Source organism: Lichenibacterium dinghuense, assembly GCF_021730615.1.
Taxonomy (GTDB): domain Bacteria; phylum Pseudomonadota; class Alphaproteobacteria; order Rhizobiales; family Beijerinckiaceae; genus Lichenihabitans; species Lichenihabitans dinghuensis.
Genome location: NZ_JAJLMN010000001.1, coordinates 960,608 through 978,359, shown reverse-complemented (window position 1 = coordinate 978,359; position 17,752 = coordinate 960,608). Strand labels below are relative to the sequence as shown.

15 protein-coding genes are annotated in these 17,752 nt (G+C 75.4%); 10 read left to right on the top strand and 5 right to left on the bottom strand.

Annotated elements, in window-relative coordinates:
- Positions 1-79 precede the first annotated feature (79 nt).
- On the top strand, positions 80-451 hold the full coding sequence (locus tag L7N97_RS04655) for a hypothetical protein (RefSeq protein WP_237477188.1): 372 nt from the start codon (positions 80-82) through the stop codon (positions 449-451).
- A 25-nt stretch (positions 452-476) separates the two neighbouring features.
- Here L7N97_RS04655 and L7N97_RS04650 read toward each other — a convergent pair whose 3' ends face one another.
- The 4 genes from L7N97_RS04650 to L7N97_RS04635 are packed head-to-tail and all read right to left on the bottom strand — an operon-like array spanning position 477 to position 5,369.
- Positions 477-1,646 carry a glycosyltransferase family 4 protein gene (locus L7N97_RS04650; protein WP_237477187.1) on the bottom strand — a complete coding sequence of 390 codons (1,170 nt, stop codon included), beginning with the start codon at positions 1,644-1,646 and terminating at the stop codon, positions 477-479.
- The gene (locus L7N97_RS30140; protein WP_237477186.1) at positions 1,643-2,692 is read right to left on the bottom strand and encodes a glycoside hydrolase family 5 protein; all 1,050 of its coding nucleotides are present in this window, start codon (positions 2,690-2,692) and stop codon (positions 1,643-1,645) included. The genes L7N97_RS04650 and L7N97_RS30140 overlap by 4 nt, the downstream gene beginning before the upstream one ends.
- On the bottom strand, positions 2,689-4,593 hold the full coding sequence (locus L7N97_RS30135; protein WP_237477185.1) for an alpha/beta hydrolase family protein: 1,905 nt from the start codon (positions 4,591-4,593) through the stop codon (positions 2,689-2,691). Before L7N97_RS30135 ends, L7N97_RS30140 begins: the two co-directional genes overlap by 4 nt.
- Positions 4,590-5,369, bottom strand: coding sequence for a WecB/TagA/CpsF family glycosyltransferase (locus L7N97_RS04635; protein ID WP_237477184.1), 780 nt, complete (start codon positions 5,367-5,369; stop codon positions 4,590-4,592). The genes L7N97_RS30135 and L7N97_RS04635 overlap by 4 nt, the downstream gene beginning before the upstream one ends.
- 340 nt (positions 5,370-5,709) lie before the next feature.
- On the opposite strand from L7N97_RS04635, the gene L7N97_RS04630 reads away from it, so the two are divergent.
- From L7N97_RS04630 to L7N97_RS04595, 8 genes are all read left to right on the top strand, one after another.
- Positions 5,710-6,732, top strand: coding sequence for a glycosyltransferase (locus L7N97_RS04630; protein ID WP_237477183.1), 1,023 nt, complete (start codon positions 5,710-5,712; stop codon positions 6,730-6,732).
- A gap of 45 nt (positions 6,733-6,777) precedes the next feature.
- Positions 6,778-8,253, top strand: coding sequence for an oligosaccharide flippase family protein (locus L7N97_RS04625; RefSeq protein WP_237477182.1), 1,476 nt, complete (start codon positions 6,778-6,780; stop codon positions 8,251-8,253).
- Positions 8,254-8,285: 32 nt separating this feature from the next.
- Positions 8,286-9,440, top strand: a complete 1,155-nt coding sequence (locus L7N97_RS04620) for a GumK N-terminal domain-containing glycosyltransferase (RefSeq protein ID WP_237477181.1) — start codon at positions 8,286-8,288, stop codon at positions 9,438-9,440.
- A gap of 31 nt (positions 9,441-9,471) precedes the next feature.
- Positions 9,472-10,668 (top strand): acyltransferase family protein, encoded by a 1,197-nt coding sequence (locus L7N97_RS04615; protein WP_237477180.1) that lies wholly within the window; start codon positions 9,472-9,474, stop codon positions 10,666-10,668.
- A 174-nt stretch (positions 10,669-10,842) separates the two neighbouring features.
- Positions 10,843-12,825 (top strand): GumC family protein, encoded by a 1,983-nt coding sequence (locus tag L7N97_RS04610; RefSeq protein WP_237477179.1) that lies wholly within the window; start codon positions 10,843-10,845, stop codon positions 12,823-12,825.
- Entirely contained in the window at positions 12,822-14,072 is a 1,251-nt protein-coding gene (locus L7N97_RS04605) for a hypothetical protein (RefSeq protein WP_237477178.1), read from the top strand. The genes L7N97_RS04610 and L7N97_RS04605 overlap by 4 nt, the downstream gene beginning before the upstream one ends.
- A 14-nt stretch (positions 14,073-14,086) precedes the next feature.
- A complete protein-coding gene (locus L7N97_RS04600; RefSeq protein ID WP_237477177.1) occupies positions 14,087-14,326 on the top strand; it encodes an acyl carrier protein in 240 nt (79 codons plus the stop codon).
- A 97-nt stretch (positions 14,327-14,423) separates the two neighbouring features.
- A complete protein-coding gene (locus L7N97_RS04595) occupies positions 14,424-15,245 on the top strand; it encodes a thioesterase domain-containing protein (RefSeq protein ID WP_237477176.1) in 822 nt (273 codons plus the stop codon).
- Between the two features lie 9 nt (positions 15,246-15,254).
- Here L7N97_RS04595 and L7N97_RS04590 read toward each other — a convergent pair whose 3' ends face one another.
- The gene (locus tag L7N97_RS04590) at positions 15,255-16,292 is read right to left on the bottom strand and encodes a hypothetical protein (RefSeq protein WP_237477175.1); all 1,038 of its coding nucleotides are present in this window, start codon (positions 16,290-16,292) and stop codon (positions 15,255-15,257) included.
- A gap of 111 nt (positions 16,293-16,403) precedes the next feature.
- Here L7N97_RS04590 and L7N97_RS04585 point away from each other — a divergent pair, with 111 nt between their 5' ends.
- Positions 16,404-17,573, top strand: coding sequence for an HPP family protein (locus tag L7N97_RS04585; protein WP_237477174.1), 1,170 nt, complete (start codon positions 16,404-16,406; stop codon positions 17,571-17,573).
- Positions 17,574-17,752: the final 179 nt, after the last annotated feature.

Below are 17,752 nucleotides of genomic sequence, written 5' to 3'. Positions count from 1 at the left end.
GGACCCCCTACACGCCTCGTTAACCGTCCGCGGCCGAAACACGGGGGTGCCCACGCCGAAGGCCAGGAGACCGCGCGACATGATGATGACTTTCGCCACAGAGCTGGTGCGCTTCCACGACCAGGCCGCGGCGGACGACGAGACGGCCAAGCCGGCGAAGATCAAGGGGCTGCGCGCCAACACCGAGGCCCTGCGCGGGGTGATGCTCGACAAGATCGAGCCCGACTGGAAGGTCGAGGAGGCGTTCGGCCGCCTGCAGGACGCCGCGGCCCTCTACAGCCGCACCACGCCCTCCAACTCGGCCCAGCGCGAGGCGCGATTCGCGACCTTCAACGCGGCGCTGGCGGCCTTCGCGGAGGCGCTCGACGGCGCCGAAGCCGACGCAGCCCACATCGCCGGCGCGAATTTCTGCGCCGAGCAGGTGCCGAACCCGCTGGCTGACCTGCTTTGACCGCGCCGCCGGCCGCGGCGGAGGGTCACGCGGTTCGGGGCGCGAAGCCGGGACGGCAGGCCGCGTAGACCGCGGCGTAGCGGGCCGCCACCTCGGGCCAAGCGTAGCGGGACAGGTCGGGCGGGCGCCGTCCGCCCGGCGCGGCCGCGAGCCGCCGGAACGCGCCCTCGAAGGCCGCCGCGGCCGCGGGGGCGTCGCCGAAGTCGACGAGCTCCACCTCGGCATGGTCGGCCGCCACCGCCGCGAAGGCCGCGTTGGGCTGCACCAGCGGCACGAGGCCGGCGCTCAGGGCCTCGATCAGCGCCAGGCCGAAGCCCTCGTAGTCCGACGCCGAGGCGAAGAAGGTCGCGCCCTGCATCACCCGCGCGACCGCGCCGTCGTCGAGCCCGACGCGCACCTCCACCGCGCCCGACAGGCCCGCCGCCCCGACGGCTCCGCGCAGCCGCTCCGCCGACCAGTCCGACTCGACCCCGACCACGTCGAGGTGCCAGCCCGGATCGCGCGCCCGCAGGGCCGCCATCGCGGCGAGGAGCCGGTCGAGCCGCTTGTTGTCGGAGAAGCGGCCCAGCGTGACGATGCGCCGGACCGGGACGGGGCTCGACGCGCCCGCGAATTTGGCGAGGTCGACGCCGTTGAGGATCGTGCAAACCTTGCCGGGCGCCACGCGCGCGAAGGTGCTGGCGTCGCTGTCGCTGCACCCCACGATGGCGCCGTAGGCCCGGCACGACAGCCGCGTCGGCCCCCGGAACCACAGGCCCTTCAGGCCCGAGAAGGCGCGAGTGTGGAAGAAGCCGCCGTGCGTGGTGGCGACCAGCGGCTTGCGGTGGAGCGGCCGCGTCAGCGCGAGCGCGTCGAAGAAGGAGTCGACCGCGTGGACGTGGACGAGGTCGGCGCCGGCGAGGTGGGGCAGGAAGCCGGGCGCCAGGGGATAGCGGGTCGAGCCGCGGAACGGGATGCGGGCGACCGGGATGCCGTCCACCGCGTCGATGGCCGGCAGCACCGTGCCGGGGTCCCGGAACAGCCGGTCGAGCGTCAGCACGCGGGCGTCGATGCCGGCGCGGATCTGCTCGGCGCACAGGTGCCGCACCACGTCCTCGAGGCCGCCCCGGTTGGGCCAGAACTGGCGCACCACGTGCAGCACGCGCGGGCGGGCGGCGGCCTCCCTGAACGAGGCCGCGGCGGGACGGACGGTCATGGCGCTCCGAGGGGTCGGCAGGGCCTGCCCTTGGCGAGGCGGGCCAGCAGGGCGAGCTGCGGCGGCGCGCCGGCCGCCGTCGGCTGCAGGTCGAAGGGATAGTCGCGCGGCCACCATGGGCCGGCCGCCCAGGCGGTCCAGCCCAGCCAGGCCTTCGGGTCGGCGTCGACGCGCTCGACGAGGGCGCCGAGGGCCGCCATGCAGGCGGGCGCCGCCGAGGCGCCGAACTCGCCGAGGAAGCCGCGGCGCCCGTTCGCCACCAGCCAGGCGTGCACGGCGTCGAGGCCCGCGAGGGCCCGCGGGGCGGCCGAGCACTCGGCGGAGCGGCCGGAGAAGTCGGCGTCGAGGTATTGATGGACGTCGAAGGCGAAGCGGTCGAGCGGGTCGCGCACGGCCAGCATGTCGCGCCCGTTGTTGCCGGTCGGCAGGTCGGCGGTCCAGCTGTGCGCGCCGTCCCAGGCCGTGCCGGACACGAGGACGAGGTTGCGCGCGCCCGCGGCGCGGATCGCCGCGATGGCCTCCGTGGCGGCGGCGGCCCAGGCCGGCCCGGGGACGTCGTGGGGCTCGTTCATCAGCGAGAAGACGACCTTTCCGCGCGCGCCATAGCGGGCGGCGATGCGGCCCCACAGGTCCGCCAGCGCGGCAGCCGGCAGCGCCGGCGTGCCGAGCCGGTCCCGGCCGTAATAGGCGTAGTTGTGGAGGTCGAGCACGGTCGAGAGGCCCGCGGCGCCCGCGGCGTCGAAGACGGCGTCGAGCCGCCCGGCCTCGCCGGCGTCGAGCGGCCCGTCGAGCCGCGGCTGGAGGCGCTCCCAGCGCACGGGCAGGCGGATCGCCGTGAAGCCGAGGGACGCCATGCGGCGGACCTCCTCGGCCGTGGGATACACGTAGTCGAAGTTGGCGCGACCCGGCACCGTCCCGCCTTCCGCGCCCGACAGGTTGACCCCGCGCAGGCACGCGGTGGGCGCGCCCCGCGCGGACGCGCCGAGGAGCGTCGCCGCGGCGACGGCCGCCGCCAGGACGGGGAGGGCGCGCCGCCGCCCCGTCACGCCGCCACGCTCCGCAGCAGGACGGCGAGCAGCCGGTCCCGCGACGCGCGGTGGGTGAAGTTGTGGTCGGCGTCGGCGACGATCTCGAGTGTGGCTTCGGGATAGGCGGCGAGGTCGCGCCCGCCCGGCCCGAAGTGCCGGCGGAGCTCGTCGAGGCCGGGGTCGTCGGCCGAGTAGATCAGCGCCACGGGGACGCGGCGCGCCGCCAGCGCGGCCATGCCGCGCCGGACGTCGCGCCAAGCCCTCCCGCTCCGCGAGAGGGCGAGCACCGGGGCGAGCCGCAGGGCCGCCGCGGTGGCGCTCCGCCGCGCGAGGTGGCGCCCGGCGGCCCCGACGCGCAGCCGCCCGGCCAGCAGGCGCCGCCACCCGCCCTCGCGCCACAGCACCGTCCCGAAATCGCCGAGCCGGCGGTGGCCGTAGCGGAGCGACTCCGCCACGTCCTCGCGCGGGTCCCACACGAAGCGCGACAGGTTCACCATCGCGAGCCGCTCCACCCGGCGGTCGCGCAGCGCGGCGTGGAAGGCCGCGTGGGCGCCGCTGCAGCGGCCGACCAGCGTCACGGCGCCGAAGCCCGACGCGGCGAGGACGTCGATCGCGGCGCGGACGTCGTCGATCTGCTCCTCCGAATACAGGATCTCGCGGCCGTCCTCCGCGGCCGGGGGGCTGTCGCCGATGCCGGAGGGGTCGAAGCGCAGCGAGGCGATGCCGCGAGCCGCGAGGGCCCGGGCCTGCGCCACCGTCGCGCGGCCGAGGCCGACGTGGGGATCGCGGCCGGATCCGACGAAGACCACGGCCCGTCCGGCCGGCGCCGCGGCGGGCCGGCACAGGACGCCGAACAGGCGGTCCCCCGGCCCGAACCGGAGCGGCCGCTCCTTGAAGCCGGGGCCGGACAGCGGCGGGGCGGAGGGCAGGGCTCCGGGGCGTCCCGCCGGCGCGGGGCCGGGCAGGGCGGCGCGGGATGACAGCCAGGCCACCACGGCCGCGATGGTTCCGGCCGGCGGCACCGCGACGCTGGGGTCGGCGGCGAGCCTGTCGTAGCCGTCGTAGGGCCGTTCGGCGACCTCCGCGCCGCGGGCGAGGAGGTGCGCCGCGAGGGCCGCGTCGGCGGGGCGCTCCGGCCGGGCCACGACGAGCGAGGGCAGGGCGGGCGCCGCGCCGCGCCGCAGCAGGTCGAGGCCGCGGATCGCCGCGGCGCGCTCGGGCGGCAGCGCGAAGCCCGCCACGGCGCAGCCCGACGCGTCGTCCGGGTCGCGGCCGATGCCGATCCGGTCGGTGATCACCCGCGCCCATAGGCCGAGCTCGCGCAGGTGGCGGCGCCCGTCCACCGCCGGGGCCAGGTAGGCGACGGCATCGACGGAGCCGACGTCGCCCGCGACTTCGGCCGCGAGGGCCGCGCCGAGGCCCTGGCCGAGCAGGATCAGGCGATCCACGCCCGCGGCGGCGCGGAGCAGGCCCGCGGCCTCGGCGGCGGCGTGCCGCCAGTCGTCGATGCCGGGGGGCGCCGCGACGTCGAGCGCGTCGCCGGTGCCGGGGAGGTCGAAGCGCAGGCAGGGCAGGCCCGCCGCCGCGGCGGCCTCCGCGAGCGCGCGCCACGTCGTGCGGCAGCACATCTCCTCGTAGCCGAAGGGGCTCAGCATCAGCACGCCGACGGGTGCGGAGCCGGGGTGGAACACGCCGACCGTGCCGGCGAAGGTGACGGGGACGCCGTGCCGGCCGGCGCCGGGCTGCGGGTCGCGCCCGGTCCGGCGGAGTTCGACTGGTGCCGCATCCACGGCCGGACGACGCTGTCGATCTCCGTCCGTCGCGACGGCGCGGCTCCCCTGCCGCCCGGCATGCTCCCCGCGGCCCGTCGTCAGGAGCTGCGATTTGTTGTCGACGCTCCGCACGGCCGGCCGCCTCACGCCCGCCTCAGGGCCGGGCCGGCCTTCAGCCGCAGCAGGGCGATGCACCACAGGAAGGCGACCACGTCCACGGTGTAGCGGCGGCCGAGGCGCCGGGGCTCCTGCGCGAGGCGGAACAGCCATTCCGCCCTCACGGCCCGCACGACCGCGGGGGCGCGCACCACGTTGCCGGCCGTGAAGTCCAGGAACGCGCCGACCGCCATGACGACGGGGACGGACAGCCGCGGGGCGGCGGCGGCGATGAACTCCTCCTGCCGCGGGTTGCCCATGCCGACGAGCAGCAGGTCCGGCTCCGCCCGCGCGACCGCCTCCGCCACGGCTTCGGCCTCCTCGTCGCCGAAGAAGCCGTCGCGCGTGCCGACGATCCGGTGGCGGGGGAACTGCACCGCCAGCCGCGCCGCCGCGGCCTCCGCCGTGCCGGGCGCCCCGCCGAGCAGGAAGATCCGGAGGTCCGGGCCGTCCGCCCGCAGGACCTCGGGGGTGAAGTCGGTGCCGTTGAGGTTGTCGCGGAACGGCCGCCCGGTGAACAGGCGGGAACACAGGTTCATGCCGAGGCCGTCGTTGAGCACGAGGAAACCCGCGAGCGTTTCGGCGAAGCGGGGCCGGCTGAGGGCGTGCAGCATCGTGTTGGCGTTGCAGAAGGCGATCCGGACCGGGGCGCGGTCCCTGAACGCGCGGCCGACGGCCTCGAGGGCCTCGTCACGCCGGAGATACGCGACCTCCACGGGGCCGACGCTGAGCCTGGCCTGGCCAGGATTGCCCGGAGTTTCGCTCACATCCCACCTTCCCTCGGTGCGAGACCGTCCCGATCATGGAACCATGGAAGGGTGATCAATTGAATGAGAGGCGACGTCTCGCGAATGCAATCGAGCGTCAGGGTTAATGCGGGATGGATTGACCCCGGAGACCGAAGGAACTGTTTTCGCCGACGCTGGCGCCCGACGATGCGCGGGTCGGCGAGCAAGCGTTAAGCCTGTCCGCGCAAAAGCCGGGCGTCGTCAGTCCCGTGTCAAGCATAGACGTGGCATTCCATGGCCGCGGCAGCCGGAACCCGGCGCGCCGTGCCGGCGGGCGGCCGTGTCCCGTCCCCAGGGCGTTCGGCATCCGGAGGCGGCCGTGGACAAGATCTCCATCGCGATGGCGACCTTCAACGGTGCCCGCTACATCGGCGAGCAGCTGCGCAGCCTCGCCGACCAGACCCTGCTGCCCGCCGAGCTGGTCGTGACCGACGACGGGTCGACCGACAACACGGTGGAGATCGTGTCGGCCTTCGCCGCGACGGCCCCGTTCCCGGTCCGCGTCCACGTCAACCCGCAGCGCCTCGGCTACGGCGCGAACTTCATGGGCTGCGCGGCCCGGTGCGAGGGCGACCTCATCGCGTTCTGCGACCAGGACGACATCTGGAGCCCCGACAAGCTCGCGGCCTGCGCGGCGCTGTTCACACCCGAGGTCCGGCTCGTCTACCACAACGCCGACGTGTTCGAGGGGGACCGCGTGCTCCGGCCGCTCTACCCGCCCTCGCAGCGCGCCTCCCGCCGGCCGTTCGGGCTGTCTCCCTGGTTCGTGGCATACGGCTTCACGATCGTGTTCCGGCGCGAGCTGCTCGCCCTCGGGCGCGTGTGGGAGGGGGCGCTCGGCTACGACGAGGACCAGAGGCTCGCGCATGACCAGTGGATCTCGCTCGTCGGCAACATCTGCGGCCCCGTGCCCTACGTGGGCCGGCCGCTGGCGCGCTACCGCCTGCACGACAGCAACGTCACGCTGCGGCACAGGAGCGTGCTCGACGACCTGCGCGCCAACATCGGGCAGTCGCGAACGCGGGCCGAGAGGGCGGCCGCCGTCCTGGGGAGCGTCGACGCCCTGATCCGGGCCGAGCTGCGGAGCGGCCGGGCACCGGCCGCCCTGGCGCCGCCCCTCGCCGCCGCCGCGGCGGAGCTCGCCGAGACGGGCTCCTGGATGCGCAGGCGCGCGGCGCTCTACGGGCGCACCGGCCTCGTTCGCAACGCGTCCACCGTGGCGCGGCTCCTGACGGCGGGCGCCTACGGGGCGCGCCGCACCGGCGGGCTCGGTGGCAAGGTCTTCCTGAAGGACCTCGTCGTCGGCTGCCTCGCCGGGCTGCTCCTCCCGACGGGGGGCTGAGCGCGATGCGGACGTCGAAGCCACGCTCGCGGAGGGAGGCCCGGCATGGCTGAGCCGGCGCGCCCCGAGGTCAACAGGAGGACGGTCGGCCGCGGCGCGCTCTGGTCGCTGGCCGGCATCGGCGTCGGCCAGGGCGTCGCCCTGCTGACCTTCCTGGTCACGGCCCGCTACGTGTCCAAGGAAAGCTTCGGCGTCATGGCGCTGAGCCTCGGCATCGCGGAGTTCCTGAAGCGGACCGGGATCGAGTCCTTCGCCAACGCGGTGGCGAGCCGCGTCGACGCCGCGGCGGACGACTACGACGCCTGCTTCGCCCTGACCCTGGCCTCAACGGCGCTCATGGTCGGCGCGTCCCTGCTCGGGGCGGAAGCCCTGTCGCTCGCCGGCGGCTCCGCCCCCTTCGTCGACGCGCTCCGCCTCGCGGCCGCGCTGGCCCTCTCCAACGGCCTGTGGCGCACGCACGAGGCCTGGCTCGCGCGGCACATGCACTTCCGGACGCTGGCGATCCGCTCGATCGCCGCGGCGGCGGTGGGCGGCGCCGTGGGGGTCGCCATGGCGGTCCGCGGCTTCGAGCTTTGGAGCCTCGTCGGCCAGCAGCTCGCCACCAACGGGCTGTCGCTGGTGCTGCTCTGGACCACCACGCCCTGGCGCCCGCGGCTGCGCGTCCCCGGCCCGGCGCTCCGCCGCGGCCTCGACGACGCCCGCCACCTCGCGCTCTCCGCGCTCGGCACCTTCTTCTCGACCGAAACCGACATCATCGTCGCGTCCTCGATCCTCGGCGTCGTCGCGGCGGGCGTCTACAACGCCGCGAAGCGGCTGACGCTGGCCCTGCACCTCCTCCTGACGAGCTCGATCCAGAGCGTCACCCTGTCGACCTTCGCCAACATCGCCGACGCCGAGGCCCGGCGCCGCGCCGCGCTGCGCGCCATGGCGGTCGTGGCGGCCGTGACCATGCCGGCCGCGCTCGGCACGGCGGCGCTCGCCCGGCCGGTCGTCGAGGTCCTGCTCGGGGACCGCTGGCTCAGCTCCGCGCCGGTGCTGTCGGCGCTCGCCGTCTCGATCGGCACCGTGTCGATGATGCAGTTCAACACGACGATCTTCATGGTCGGCCGGCGCCTGCCGGAGGTGACGCGCTACGCCATGCTGTCCTCGGTGCTGAACGTCGCCGTGCTGCCGGCGGCGGCCTTCGGCGGCGCGGCCGCCCTCGCCTGCGGGGCCTCGGCGGTGCAGCTCGTCGTCTACCCGCTCGCCACCCGCTCCGCGCTCCGCATCGCCGGCATCGGCGCGGGCCCCTGCGCCGAGGCGATCGGCAAGCCGCTGCTCGCCGCGGCCGTCATGGCGCTGGTCCTCGCCGCCGTCGAGGCCACCGGGACGGTCCACGGCATCGTGGCCCTGGCGGTGCTGGTCCCGGCGGGGGCGGCCGTCTACGCGGCCCTGCTCGCCTGCCTCAGCCCCGAGCTGGTCCGCGAGCTCGCCGGCCTCGCGGCCTCCGTGCTGCGCCGGCGCCGCGTGGCGCTCGGCTGAGCCGATCCCCTGCACCTCCCGGCGAGGACACCATGGCCCCCCATCGCGACAAGATCGTCGTCCTGTCCGGCTACCACGACTACCGCAGCCGGCGGCGGGTCGACCTGCACTTCATCGCGGACGAGCTCGCGAAGGCGAGCGACGTGGCCTTCGTGTCGCTGCGCTACAGCCGCCTGACCCGGCTGCGCGAGGACCCGCGCCACGACCTGTGGCACCGCGCCAACGCCTTCGAGACCGTGAACGGCGTGGACTGCTACCTGTGGCGCACGCCGATCCACCCGTGCCGGCTCCCGCCCGCGGCGGCCTGGGCCGAGCGCGCCCTGTTCGGCCTCTTCGCGCGCCACCTGCCGGCGCCCGTGCGCGACAGGCTCCGGGCCGCCGACACCGTCCTGGTGGAGTCCGGCCTGGGGCTCATCTACCTCGACCTGATCCGGCGCCTGAACCCCGGCGCCCGCCTCGTCTACCTGGCCAGCGACGCGCTGGACGCCATCGGGCAGGCCGGACCGGTGAAGCGCGCGCTCCGGGCCGGAGCCCACCTCATCGACGCGGTGCGCGTGCCGTCGCCGCTGCTCGCCTCCGAGGTGCCCCCCGGCACGCCCACCTGGTTCATCCCGCACGGCATCGCGGCCGAGGCCTTCGCGGCGCGCGGCGCCTCGCCCTACCGGGCCGGCACCGTGAACGCCGTCTCGGTCGGCTCCATGCTGTTCGACCCCGCCTTCTTCGCCGCCGCGGGCCGGTGCTTCCCCGAGGTGACGTTCCACTGCATCGGCAGCGGCCACGCGGGCCCGCCGGCCGGGAACGTGCTGTTCCATCCCGAGATGCCCTTCTCCGAAACGCTGCCCTACCTGCAGCACGCCGACTTCGCCGTCGCGGCCTACGGGCCGGGCGTCGCCCCCTATCTCACCCACACCTCGATGAAGCTGATGCAGTACGACCACCTCGGCCTGCCGGCGGTCTGCCCGGTCGAGGTCGCGGGCGTTCATCCGGGGCGGCACGGCTACCGGCGCGGCGACGCGGCGAGCATCCGCGCCGCGGTCGCGGCCGCGCGTGGGGCGGGCCGGCACGCCGGCGGCGTCCACCTGTCCTGGGCCGAGGTCGCGGCCCGCCTCCGCGACCCCTCGGCCTTCGACGACACGCGGATCGGGGGGCCATCGAGCCGAAGTCTCCTCCACCCCCGTGCAGCCTGAGCGGGGCAGCCCAGTGACGCTCGATTATCCCATGGCGTCGATCCTGGTCGGCGGGTCGCTCGCCTTCGCGGCCGCCACGGCGGTCGGCGCCGCCGCGGCGCGGGCCGGCTTCCCCCTCCCGCCCGGCGAGCGGCGGATCGGCTGCGTCGACGGCCTGCGCGGCTACCTCGCCCTGGCGGTGCTGGTCCACCACTTCGTCGTCTGGATGCAGGTCACGCGGCTCGGCGGCACGTGGTCCGCGCCCGGCGTCGCGCTGCTGAACAACCTCGGGGCCGGCGGCGTCGCCCTGTTCTTCATGACCACGGGGCTGGTGTTCTACCCGCGCATCCTCCGCGGCTTCCGGGCGACGCCGTGGCCCTCGGTCGCCGTGACGCGGGTGTTCAGGATCGTCCCCCTCGTCGCGGTGTCGGTGGCGGTCGTCGCGGCCGTGATCGTTCTGAGGACGGGGGCCCGCCCCGGGGCCGGCGATCTCGGCGCCGCGCTCGACTGGATCACGGCGCGCGCGCAGCCGCCCCTGCTGGGCGACCCCGACAGCGGCCGGATCGACGCCTACGTGCTGTGGTCGCTGCATTTCGAGTGGATCTTCTATGTGGCGGTGCTCCCGGCCTGCGCGCTCGCGATGGACGCCGCGCGCGGGCGGGCGCCGAGCTGGGCCGTGCCGGGCGCGCTGTTCTGCGCCGCCCTCCTGGCCCGGCAGATCCATCCGCAGGACCTGCCGCGCTACCTGCCCCTCTTCGCCCTCGGCATGCTGGCCCACGAACTGCAGCGCTCGGCGGCGGCCGCCCGGTGGCTGCGCGGGCGGCTCGCCACGGCCGCCGCCGCGGCCGCGCTGGTGCTCGGCCTGACCACCGCGCCCGACCCCTACGGCCTGCCGCAGATGGCGCTGCTCGGATTCTTCTTCGCCGCCGTCGCGGCCGGCAACGGCTTCGGGGGCCTGCTGCGGACGCGGGGCGCGCTGGCGCTCGGCGAATGCTCCTACGGCATCTACCTCCTGCACGGCATCGTGCTCAGCCTGCTGTTCGTCGAGGGGGCCGGCCTGCTGCGCGGCATCCCGACCGGCTGGCTGCCCCTCGTCGCGCCCGCCGCCGCGGTGGCCGTGGCCGGGATCACGCCCCTCACCTACCTCGCCGTCGAGCGGCCGATGATCGCCGCCGGGAGCCGCCTCGCCCGAGGTCTGACCCGGCGCAGGGTCTTCGCCGCGCCGCTCCAGGCCGAAGTCGCGCCCTGACGTCGCCTCGTGGCGGCACCGCCGGCGCCGCGGCGGCACCGCCGGCGCCGCGGCGGGGTGGACCGTGCCGGACACCGGCGATGATGGCTACACGGCGCTTTAACCGTGTTCCTCCACTGTCGGCTGAAGGCCCTGCGCCGGCGATGGGCCGCCGCAGCCGCCGGGAGGTCCGACGTGGAAAGCAGGGCGGTGGACCGGGACATCGGGCAGGGCTCGGCGGCGCCGGACGGCTTGCTGCACCTGCTCGGCCTCGCCCGCCGCCGGATGCGGCTCATCGCCGGCTCGGCCGCCTGCTGCACGGCGCTGGCCGCGGCCTACGTGCTCCTGCAGACGCCGGTCTACCGCGCCACGGCCGACCTGCTGGTCGCCCCGCAGGCGCTGCAGGTGGTGGGCCGCGACATCGTCCGCACGGACAGCTCCGCCTCGCTCGACTTCGCCAACGTCGACAGCCAGTCGCTCGTGATGCTGTCGACCCCCGTGCTGCGCCGGGTCGCCGACGAGCTGAACCTCGCGGCCGACCCCGTCTTCCAGCCCCATCCGGGGCTGCTGGCCCGCGTCTTCGGGCCGGGGCCCGCGCCCGGACCGGGGCAGCGGGAGACCGCGGTGCTCGAACAGCTCAAGGCGAGCGTCGTGATCCACCGCGTCGAGAACGCGCTCGTGTTCCAGATCACGGCCTCGGACCCGCGCGCGTCCCGCGCGGCCGAGATCGCCAACGCGCTCGCGGCCGCCTACCTGCGCGTGACCGCCGAGGAGCGCGTCGAAGCCGTCAAGCGCGCCGGTTCCTCCATCATCGCGCAGGTCGCGGGGCTGCGCGAGCAGCTCGACGCCGCCGACGCCGCGGTGGAGCGCTACCGCGGCACCAACGGCCTCGTGAAGAGCAGCTCGGACGGCCTCGTCGTCACGCAGCAGCTCAAGGAGCTGTACACGCAGATCGACGCCGCCGCGGCCGAGGTGTCGCGGCTGGCCGCCAGGAAGGAGCACGTGACGAAGCTCGGGCCCGAGGCGCTGCTGGCCGACGTCGTGCCGGACGCGCTGAACTCGCCGACGCTCGTCACGCTGCGGGCGCAATACGCCGCCCTCGCGCGGGAGGCCGCCAGCCAGGCGCGCACGCTGCTGCCGCAGCACCCGCGCATGGTGGAACTCAACGCCGAGCTCGCGGAGGCGCAGAGGCAGCTCCGCGCCGAGCTCGCCCGCATCCGCTCGTCCGTGTCGGACAGCGCCGCCCAGGCCAACACCAACCTCGCGAACCTGCAGGCCAGGGCCGGTGAGCTCACGCGCAGCAAGAACGACAGCAGCGAGGCCGAGACGAAGCTCCGCCAGCTCGAAAGCGAGGCGCAGGCGATCCGCGCCGTGTTCGACGCCTCGCTGGCCCGCGCGCGCGAGCTCGAACAGCAGGGCAAGATCCAGACGAGCAACTCCCGCCTCCTGTCCGAGGCGACGCCGCCGTTCCGCCCGACGAAGCCGCCGCTGCCGATCGTGCTGGCCGCGGCCGCGCTGTTCGGCGCCTGCCTGGGCCTCGGGCTCGGCTATCTGCTGGACCGGCTGCCGCCGCGGCGGAGGCGGGGGCGGGGCTCGAAGCGGATGACGCCGCGCGACGCCGGGCGCCTGCTGGGCCTACCCGCGACCGTGCTGCCGCGGTCCGGCCGCTTCGGGGACGCGGAGGCGGGAGGCGCCTCCTCGGCGCTCGCCCCGGTGGTCGCGCGGCTCCGGTCGTCGCTGCGCGGGCGCCTGCCGGCGCTCGTGGCCGTGGTGGCGGCCCGCGGGGCGTCCGGCCTGCAGGCCACGGCCGACCCGCTCGGCCAGGCCCTGGCCGACCTCGGCGAGGAGGTGCTGCTGTGCGAGGGGGGCGACCTCGCGAACGGGCTGGCGGTGCGGCGCCTCGCCGGGGCCGGCGCGGGCGCCGCGGCCGAGGCGGGCGGGGAGTTTATCATCACCGCGGTCGACCTCGACCGCGTCCGCACCGCCGCCCTCGACGCCGCCCGCTCGGCCGACGCGGTTGTGCTCGTCGCCGACCTCGCCACCTCCGACGCCGAATCGCTGCTGCTCGCGGCGCAGACGGTGGACCCGTCGCGCCGCCGCATCGTCGCCCTGCTGGTGGTCGCCGCGCCCGCGCCGCAGCGCCCGCGGTTGGCGTCGCTCGTCGAGGCGGCGGCTTGACCGCGCCGGCGGGCGGCGCGGGGCGGGGCGGCACGTTGCTGATCCTGCTCGGCGCCCTCACGTTCAACGCGGCGCTGTGCCTCGCCAACACGGTGGCGGTTCACGTCACCGACTCGGGCGTGATGGGGGCCGAGGTCGTGCTGATCCTCGCCGCGCTGGCCCTGGCGCTGCGCCGCGACCCCGCGCCCTACCTCGTTCTGGCGGTGTTCCTGTCCTACGCGGCGCTCCTGATGGCGCTGCGGCCGCTGCTCGACCTCAAGGCGGCGCGCGACTTCCTGATCCCGATCACCTTCTACGCCCTCGGCCGCCGCTGGAGCGACCCGCGCCTGGCGGACCGGGCCGCGCTGGCGAGCGGGCTCGTGGTGCTCGCCTTCGGGCTGTTCGAGGCCACGGCGCTCGACACCTACACGCGCTTCTTCAACATCGCGCAATATTACGTGGCCCGCGGAAGCGCCGTGCCGGTCGACGCCGCGCAGAGCGAGTTCGGCACGCAGGCCTCGGCGCTGTTCACCAGCGGCATCCGGCCCGACGCCCGCACCATCCTGCCCTTCCTCGGGCCGCACCGCACCTCGTCGGTGTTCCTGGAGCCCGTGTCGATGGGCAACTTCGGGGCCATCCTGTACCTGTGGAGCCTGTGCCGCCCCGGCATGGCGCACCGCCGGCTCGTCATGGCGCTGGGCGCCGCCGCCATCGTTCTCGCCGACGCGCGATTCGGCCTCTACGTCTGCGCGGCCGGCACCGGCACCTGCTTCATCGGCTCGCGGCTGCCGCGCTTCGTGTGGTTCGCGCTGCCCTTCGCCATGCTGGCGGGCTTCGCCGTCTACGGCTTCACCAGCACGGCCGTGGACTGGTCCAACGACATCGGCGGCCGCATGCTGTGGACAGCGCGGCTGCTGACCTCGCTCAGCGACGGCGCCGTGTGGGGCCTGTCGCCCGACAAGCCGTTCCTGTCCGACTCCGGCTACGCCTATTCGCTGAACCAGATCGGGCTCGTCGGCGTCGCCGGCTTCTGGGCGCTGTTCGTGTTCCTGCCCGAGCGGAACCCGGCCGCGTGGCGCTTCCGGTGCGGCGTGGCGACCTACGTGTGCCTGCTCCTGGTGATCAGCGACTCGGTCTACTCGATCAAGACCGGCGCGCTGCTGTGGTTCATGCTGGGGTCGAGCGACGGCGCGCCGGCCGCGGCCACGGCGGAGCGGCGGCGCCCGGCGCACGCGCGCATCCCCGCCGCCGCGGTCCCGGCCACATGAAGGGAGAGGAGGCCATGAACGAGCGCATCCGCACCATCCTCGGCCGCGTCGGCCGGCTGCCCGTGCCGGTGAAGGGGCTCGGCGACGACAGCGACCTCCACGCGGCCGGGCTGACCTCGTTCGGCACCGTCGAGGTGATGCTGTCGATCGAGGACGAGTTCGGGATCGAGTTCCCCGAGGAGATGATCACGCGGGCGCGGTTCAGCTCCATCGCGGCGATCGGCGAGGCGATCCGGACGATCGCGGCCCGCTGAAGCGGCCAGGCGTGAAGGCCGTTCACCCTGTCTCGATGCCATCTTTGATCGAACCCGTGCCGCGTGGGACGCTTCGCCGATCACCAGCGAGGTGCCCATGTTTGCCGCCGCCGCCGCCGAATCGCCGCTCCCCGCCGCCGCGCCGCACCCCTGCCCGGCGCCGGACGCGGGCGGAGGGCGGGACGCCTTCCTGATCCCGAGCGTGTTCGGCGACGAGCCGCAGCTGCGCGACCTCCGCGCGCGGCTGCGCGGCGTGCTGCGCTTCGACATGCTCGCCCTGCCGGACGCCGGCGCGCGCGGCGCCCTGCTCACCGACATGGCGGCGACCGGGCGCATGATCGCCCACGAGATCGAGCGGCGGCGGCCGACGGGACCCGTGGCCCTGGTGGGCTACAGCTTCGGCGCCAGCATGGCGCTCGAAGTCGCGGCCCAGCTCGCCGAGGCCGGCCGCCGCGTGTCCTTCCTCGCGGTGCTCGACGGACCCTTCGAGCCGCCGACCGTGGCGCCGCGTCCGGGCCCGTCCGCCTCCGTGCTGGCCGCGCCGCGGCGCCTGCTGAAGACCGTCGCGGTCGACGCGGTGGGATCGATGAACACCGTGCGGCGCCTCGTCGCAAAGGCGGCGACGCCCGACGCGGAGCCAGGCGACCGCGCGGAGGCGATGCGGCGCGCCATGCTCTGGCATCTGCGCAACAAGGCCCTGAAGGGGTGGAGCCCGCGCGGCTGCCCCGCGCTGGGCCTCCGGGTCACGACCGGCGACTACGGCACCGCCAACGCCGCGCGCTGGGCCGAGCTCTGCCCCAACCTGCACGTCGTGGCGGTCGAGGCCGTCCACGAGCACCTGCTCAAGGACGACGCGCTCGACGCCGTCTCGTACGCGCTGATCGCGGCGGTGCGGCGGTCCGAGGCGGCGTTCGATTGAGGGCGGGGTTCAGCCGGGGATCAGGCGGGTGCGCTCGGCGCCGAGATGCGCCGCGAGGGCGTCGAGCCGGCCGGAATAGTCGCCGCGCAGCTTGAGGAAGCGCGCCGTCTCCGGCCCGGTGAGCCGCTTCGCCCGGTAGCCCGCGGCGAGCAGCCGCTCGATCACCGCGGCCACGTCCTCGTCCGCGGGAGCGTCGGCCGCATCGAGCCCGAGGTCGAACAGCGCGCACAGGTGCGACACGGTGCGCGACCCCGCGCGGTGGAGCAGGGCCGCCTTGCCGGTCGACATCTCCTCGGTCAGTTCCATGACGATGGTGGCGGCGTCGAGCACGGCGTGCAGGGCCGACAGCCAGTCGCTTTCCGCGTCGACGGAGTGGAAATACACCAGCACCGGGAAGGACATGTGGCTGTGCAGCACGGCGGCCGACAGGTCCCGCCAGTCCTTGAAGAAGTCGGGGAGATCGTCCCGCAGCCCCAGGGCGGCGAAGGATTCGAGCAGGCCGATGCCGGACGGCGGCTTGCCGGCGAGCCCCGCCAGGGTCAGCACGCCCGATTCGCGCTGGTGCAGGCTGTTCTGGATCTGCAGGATGTAGGTGAAGGTCGCCGTGATCATGCCGAAGCCCGACAGGGCCGCCCACAGGATCAGCCAGCGCGCCCCGCCCTTGGCGTCGACCTCGCTGACGCCGAGCGTCAGCAGCGACGAGCCCGCGACGTAGAGGGCCTGGTCGAAGCCGTCGAGCGCCGGCCTGAACGAGGCCGCGGCGGCGTGGAACATCAGCGCGAAGCCGAGCAGCAGCAGCACGCTCCAGGTGCCGAAGGCGAGGAAGAACACCAGGGGCGCGAAGACGTTCGACAGCCGCTGGCGCCGCCCGCCGGCGCGCAGCCGCGACAGGCCGCGCCACAGCGGGAGCCCGAGGTCACGCAGCCGGATGGCGATGCGGAACGGCCCCTTGACGGGGCCGGGGATCAGGATGGTGCAGAAAATGTCGGCGAGGGCGAGGGCCGTCACGGCGAGCCCGACCAATCCCTCGACCGCCTGGACCATCATGGTCGCTCCGCGCTCCGACGCCGGGGCGCCTCGACCCGCGGGATGATGGCGCGGAGCCGCGCGGCATGCAAAGGGGTGTCCCGGCCGGTCCGGCTCGACGAACGCGAGTGCATGCGCCCCGATTTCTCCGCCTGGAGGCCCCACACGACCCCGGTGAGCCTGCGCGAGCGCCTCCGCTCGGCCGCCGGCGCGCTGGTCGGGATCCTCGTCACCGGGACGGTGTGCCACCTCGCCGTGGGCGACCGCGCGGCCCTGCCGGCCCTGATCGCCCCGATGGGCGCCTCCGCGGTGCTGCTCTTCGCCGTGCCGTCGAGCCCGCTGGCGCAGCCCTGGTCGATCCTCGGCGGCAACGCCGTGGCGGCCCTCGTCGGCGTCGCGCTGGCGGCGCTGGTCCCGCAGCCCTTCGTGGCGGCCGCCGCGGCGGTCGCCCTGGCGGTCGGGCTGATGATGACCCTGCGCTGCGTCCACCCCCCGAGCGGCGCCGTCGCGCTCACCGCCGTGCTGGGCGGCCCGGCCATCCGCGATCTCGGCTTCGGCTTCGTGCTGTGGCCGGTGGCGGCCAACAGCGTGCTGCTGCTCGCCGTGGCGCTCGCCTTCAACAATCTCGCCGGCCGCTCCTATCCGCACCGTCCGATCGCGGCCGCGGCGGAGCGCGACGCGGCGCCGTCGCGGTCCGGCTCCGGCTTCGAGGCCGCCGACATCGACGCCGTGCTGGTCGAGCACGACCAATTGCTCGACATCGACCGCCGCGACCTCGAAGCCATCCTGCGCCAGGCCGAGATCCGCTCCTACCGGCGCCGCGCCGGGCTCGCCACCTGCGCGAGCGTCATGCGGCGCGACGCGGTTGCGGTGTCGCCCGGCGCCCCCATCGGCGACGCGCTGGGCCTCATGCGGATGCGGGGCGCCGAGGCGCTGCCCGTGACGGACGAGCGGGCCCGCGTGCTCGGCCTCGTCACGCAGGCCGACATGCTCGACAAGCCGGCCTGGGACCGCGCCGGCCCGCGGCTCGGCCTCGCCCGGCGCCTGAGCCTGACGCTCGGGCGGGGCCGCGCGCCGCACGGCAGCGTCGAGGACATCATGACGGCGCCGGTGGCGTCGCTCTCCCCCGAGGCGCCTCTCGCCGACGCCGTGCGGCTGATGGCGCGCACGGGCCTGCACCACCTGCCGGTGGTGGGCCCCGAGGGCCGGCTGATGGGCCTCGTCGCGCAGTCCGACCTGCTCGTCGCCCTGCTGGCGGAGGCGTCCGGGCCGAGGCCCGCGGCGCCGCCGGGCGCGGCGTGAGAGGGCGGGGCGCGGCCGCGCTCGGGAGGCGTCAAGGCAGCCGGCGATGCTGCGCCGCGCGGCGTGCCGCCCCTGTGGCGAAGCCGCCCGCGCCGGGCTTTCGCCTTGCGCGGTGCAGTGCGGTACATTAGTTCATCTCCAAGCTGGCCGGGGCCGAAAAGGTGCCGGATGCGATGTGC

Coding starts and splice junctions, on each gene's coding strand:
- L7N97_RS04615 (WP_237477180.1), top strand. CDS start 9,472: ATGGCGTCGATCCTGGTCGGCGGGTCGCTCGCCTTCGCGGCCGCCACG.
- L7N97_RS04585 (WP_237477174.1), top strand. CDS start 16,404: ATGCGCCCCGATTTCTCCGCCTGGAGGCCCCACACGACCCCGGTGAGC.
- L7N97_RS04590 (WP_237477175.1), bottom strand. CDS start 16,292: ATGATGGTCCAGGCGGTCGAGGGATTGGTCGGGCTCGCCGTGACGGCC.
- L7N97_RS04620 (WP_237477181.1), top strand. CDS start 8,286: ATGGCCCCCCATCGCGACAAGATCGTCGTCCTGTCCGGCTACCACGAC.
- L7N97_RS04600 (WP_237477177.1), top strand. CDS start 14,087: ATGAACGAGCGCATCCGCACCATCCTCGGCCGCGTCGGCCGGCTGCCC.
- L7N97_RS04655 (WP_237477188.1), top strand. CDS start 80: ATGATGATGACTTTCGCCACAGAGCTGGTGCGCTTCCACGACCAGGCC.
- L7N97_RS04650 (WP_237477187.1), bottom strand. CDS start 1,646: ATGACCGTCCGTCCCGCCGCGGCCTCGTTCAGGGAGGCCGCCGCCCGC.
- L7N97_RS04595 (WP_237477176.1), top strand. CDS start 14,424: ATGTTTGCCGCCGCCGCCGCCGAATCGCCGCTCCCCGCCGCCGCGCCG.
- L7N97_RS04625 (WP_237477182.1), top strand. CDS start 6,778: ATGGCTGAGCCGGCGCGCCCCGAGGTCAACAGGAGGACGGTCGGCCGC.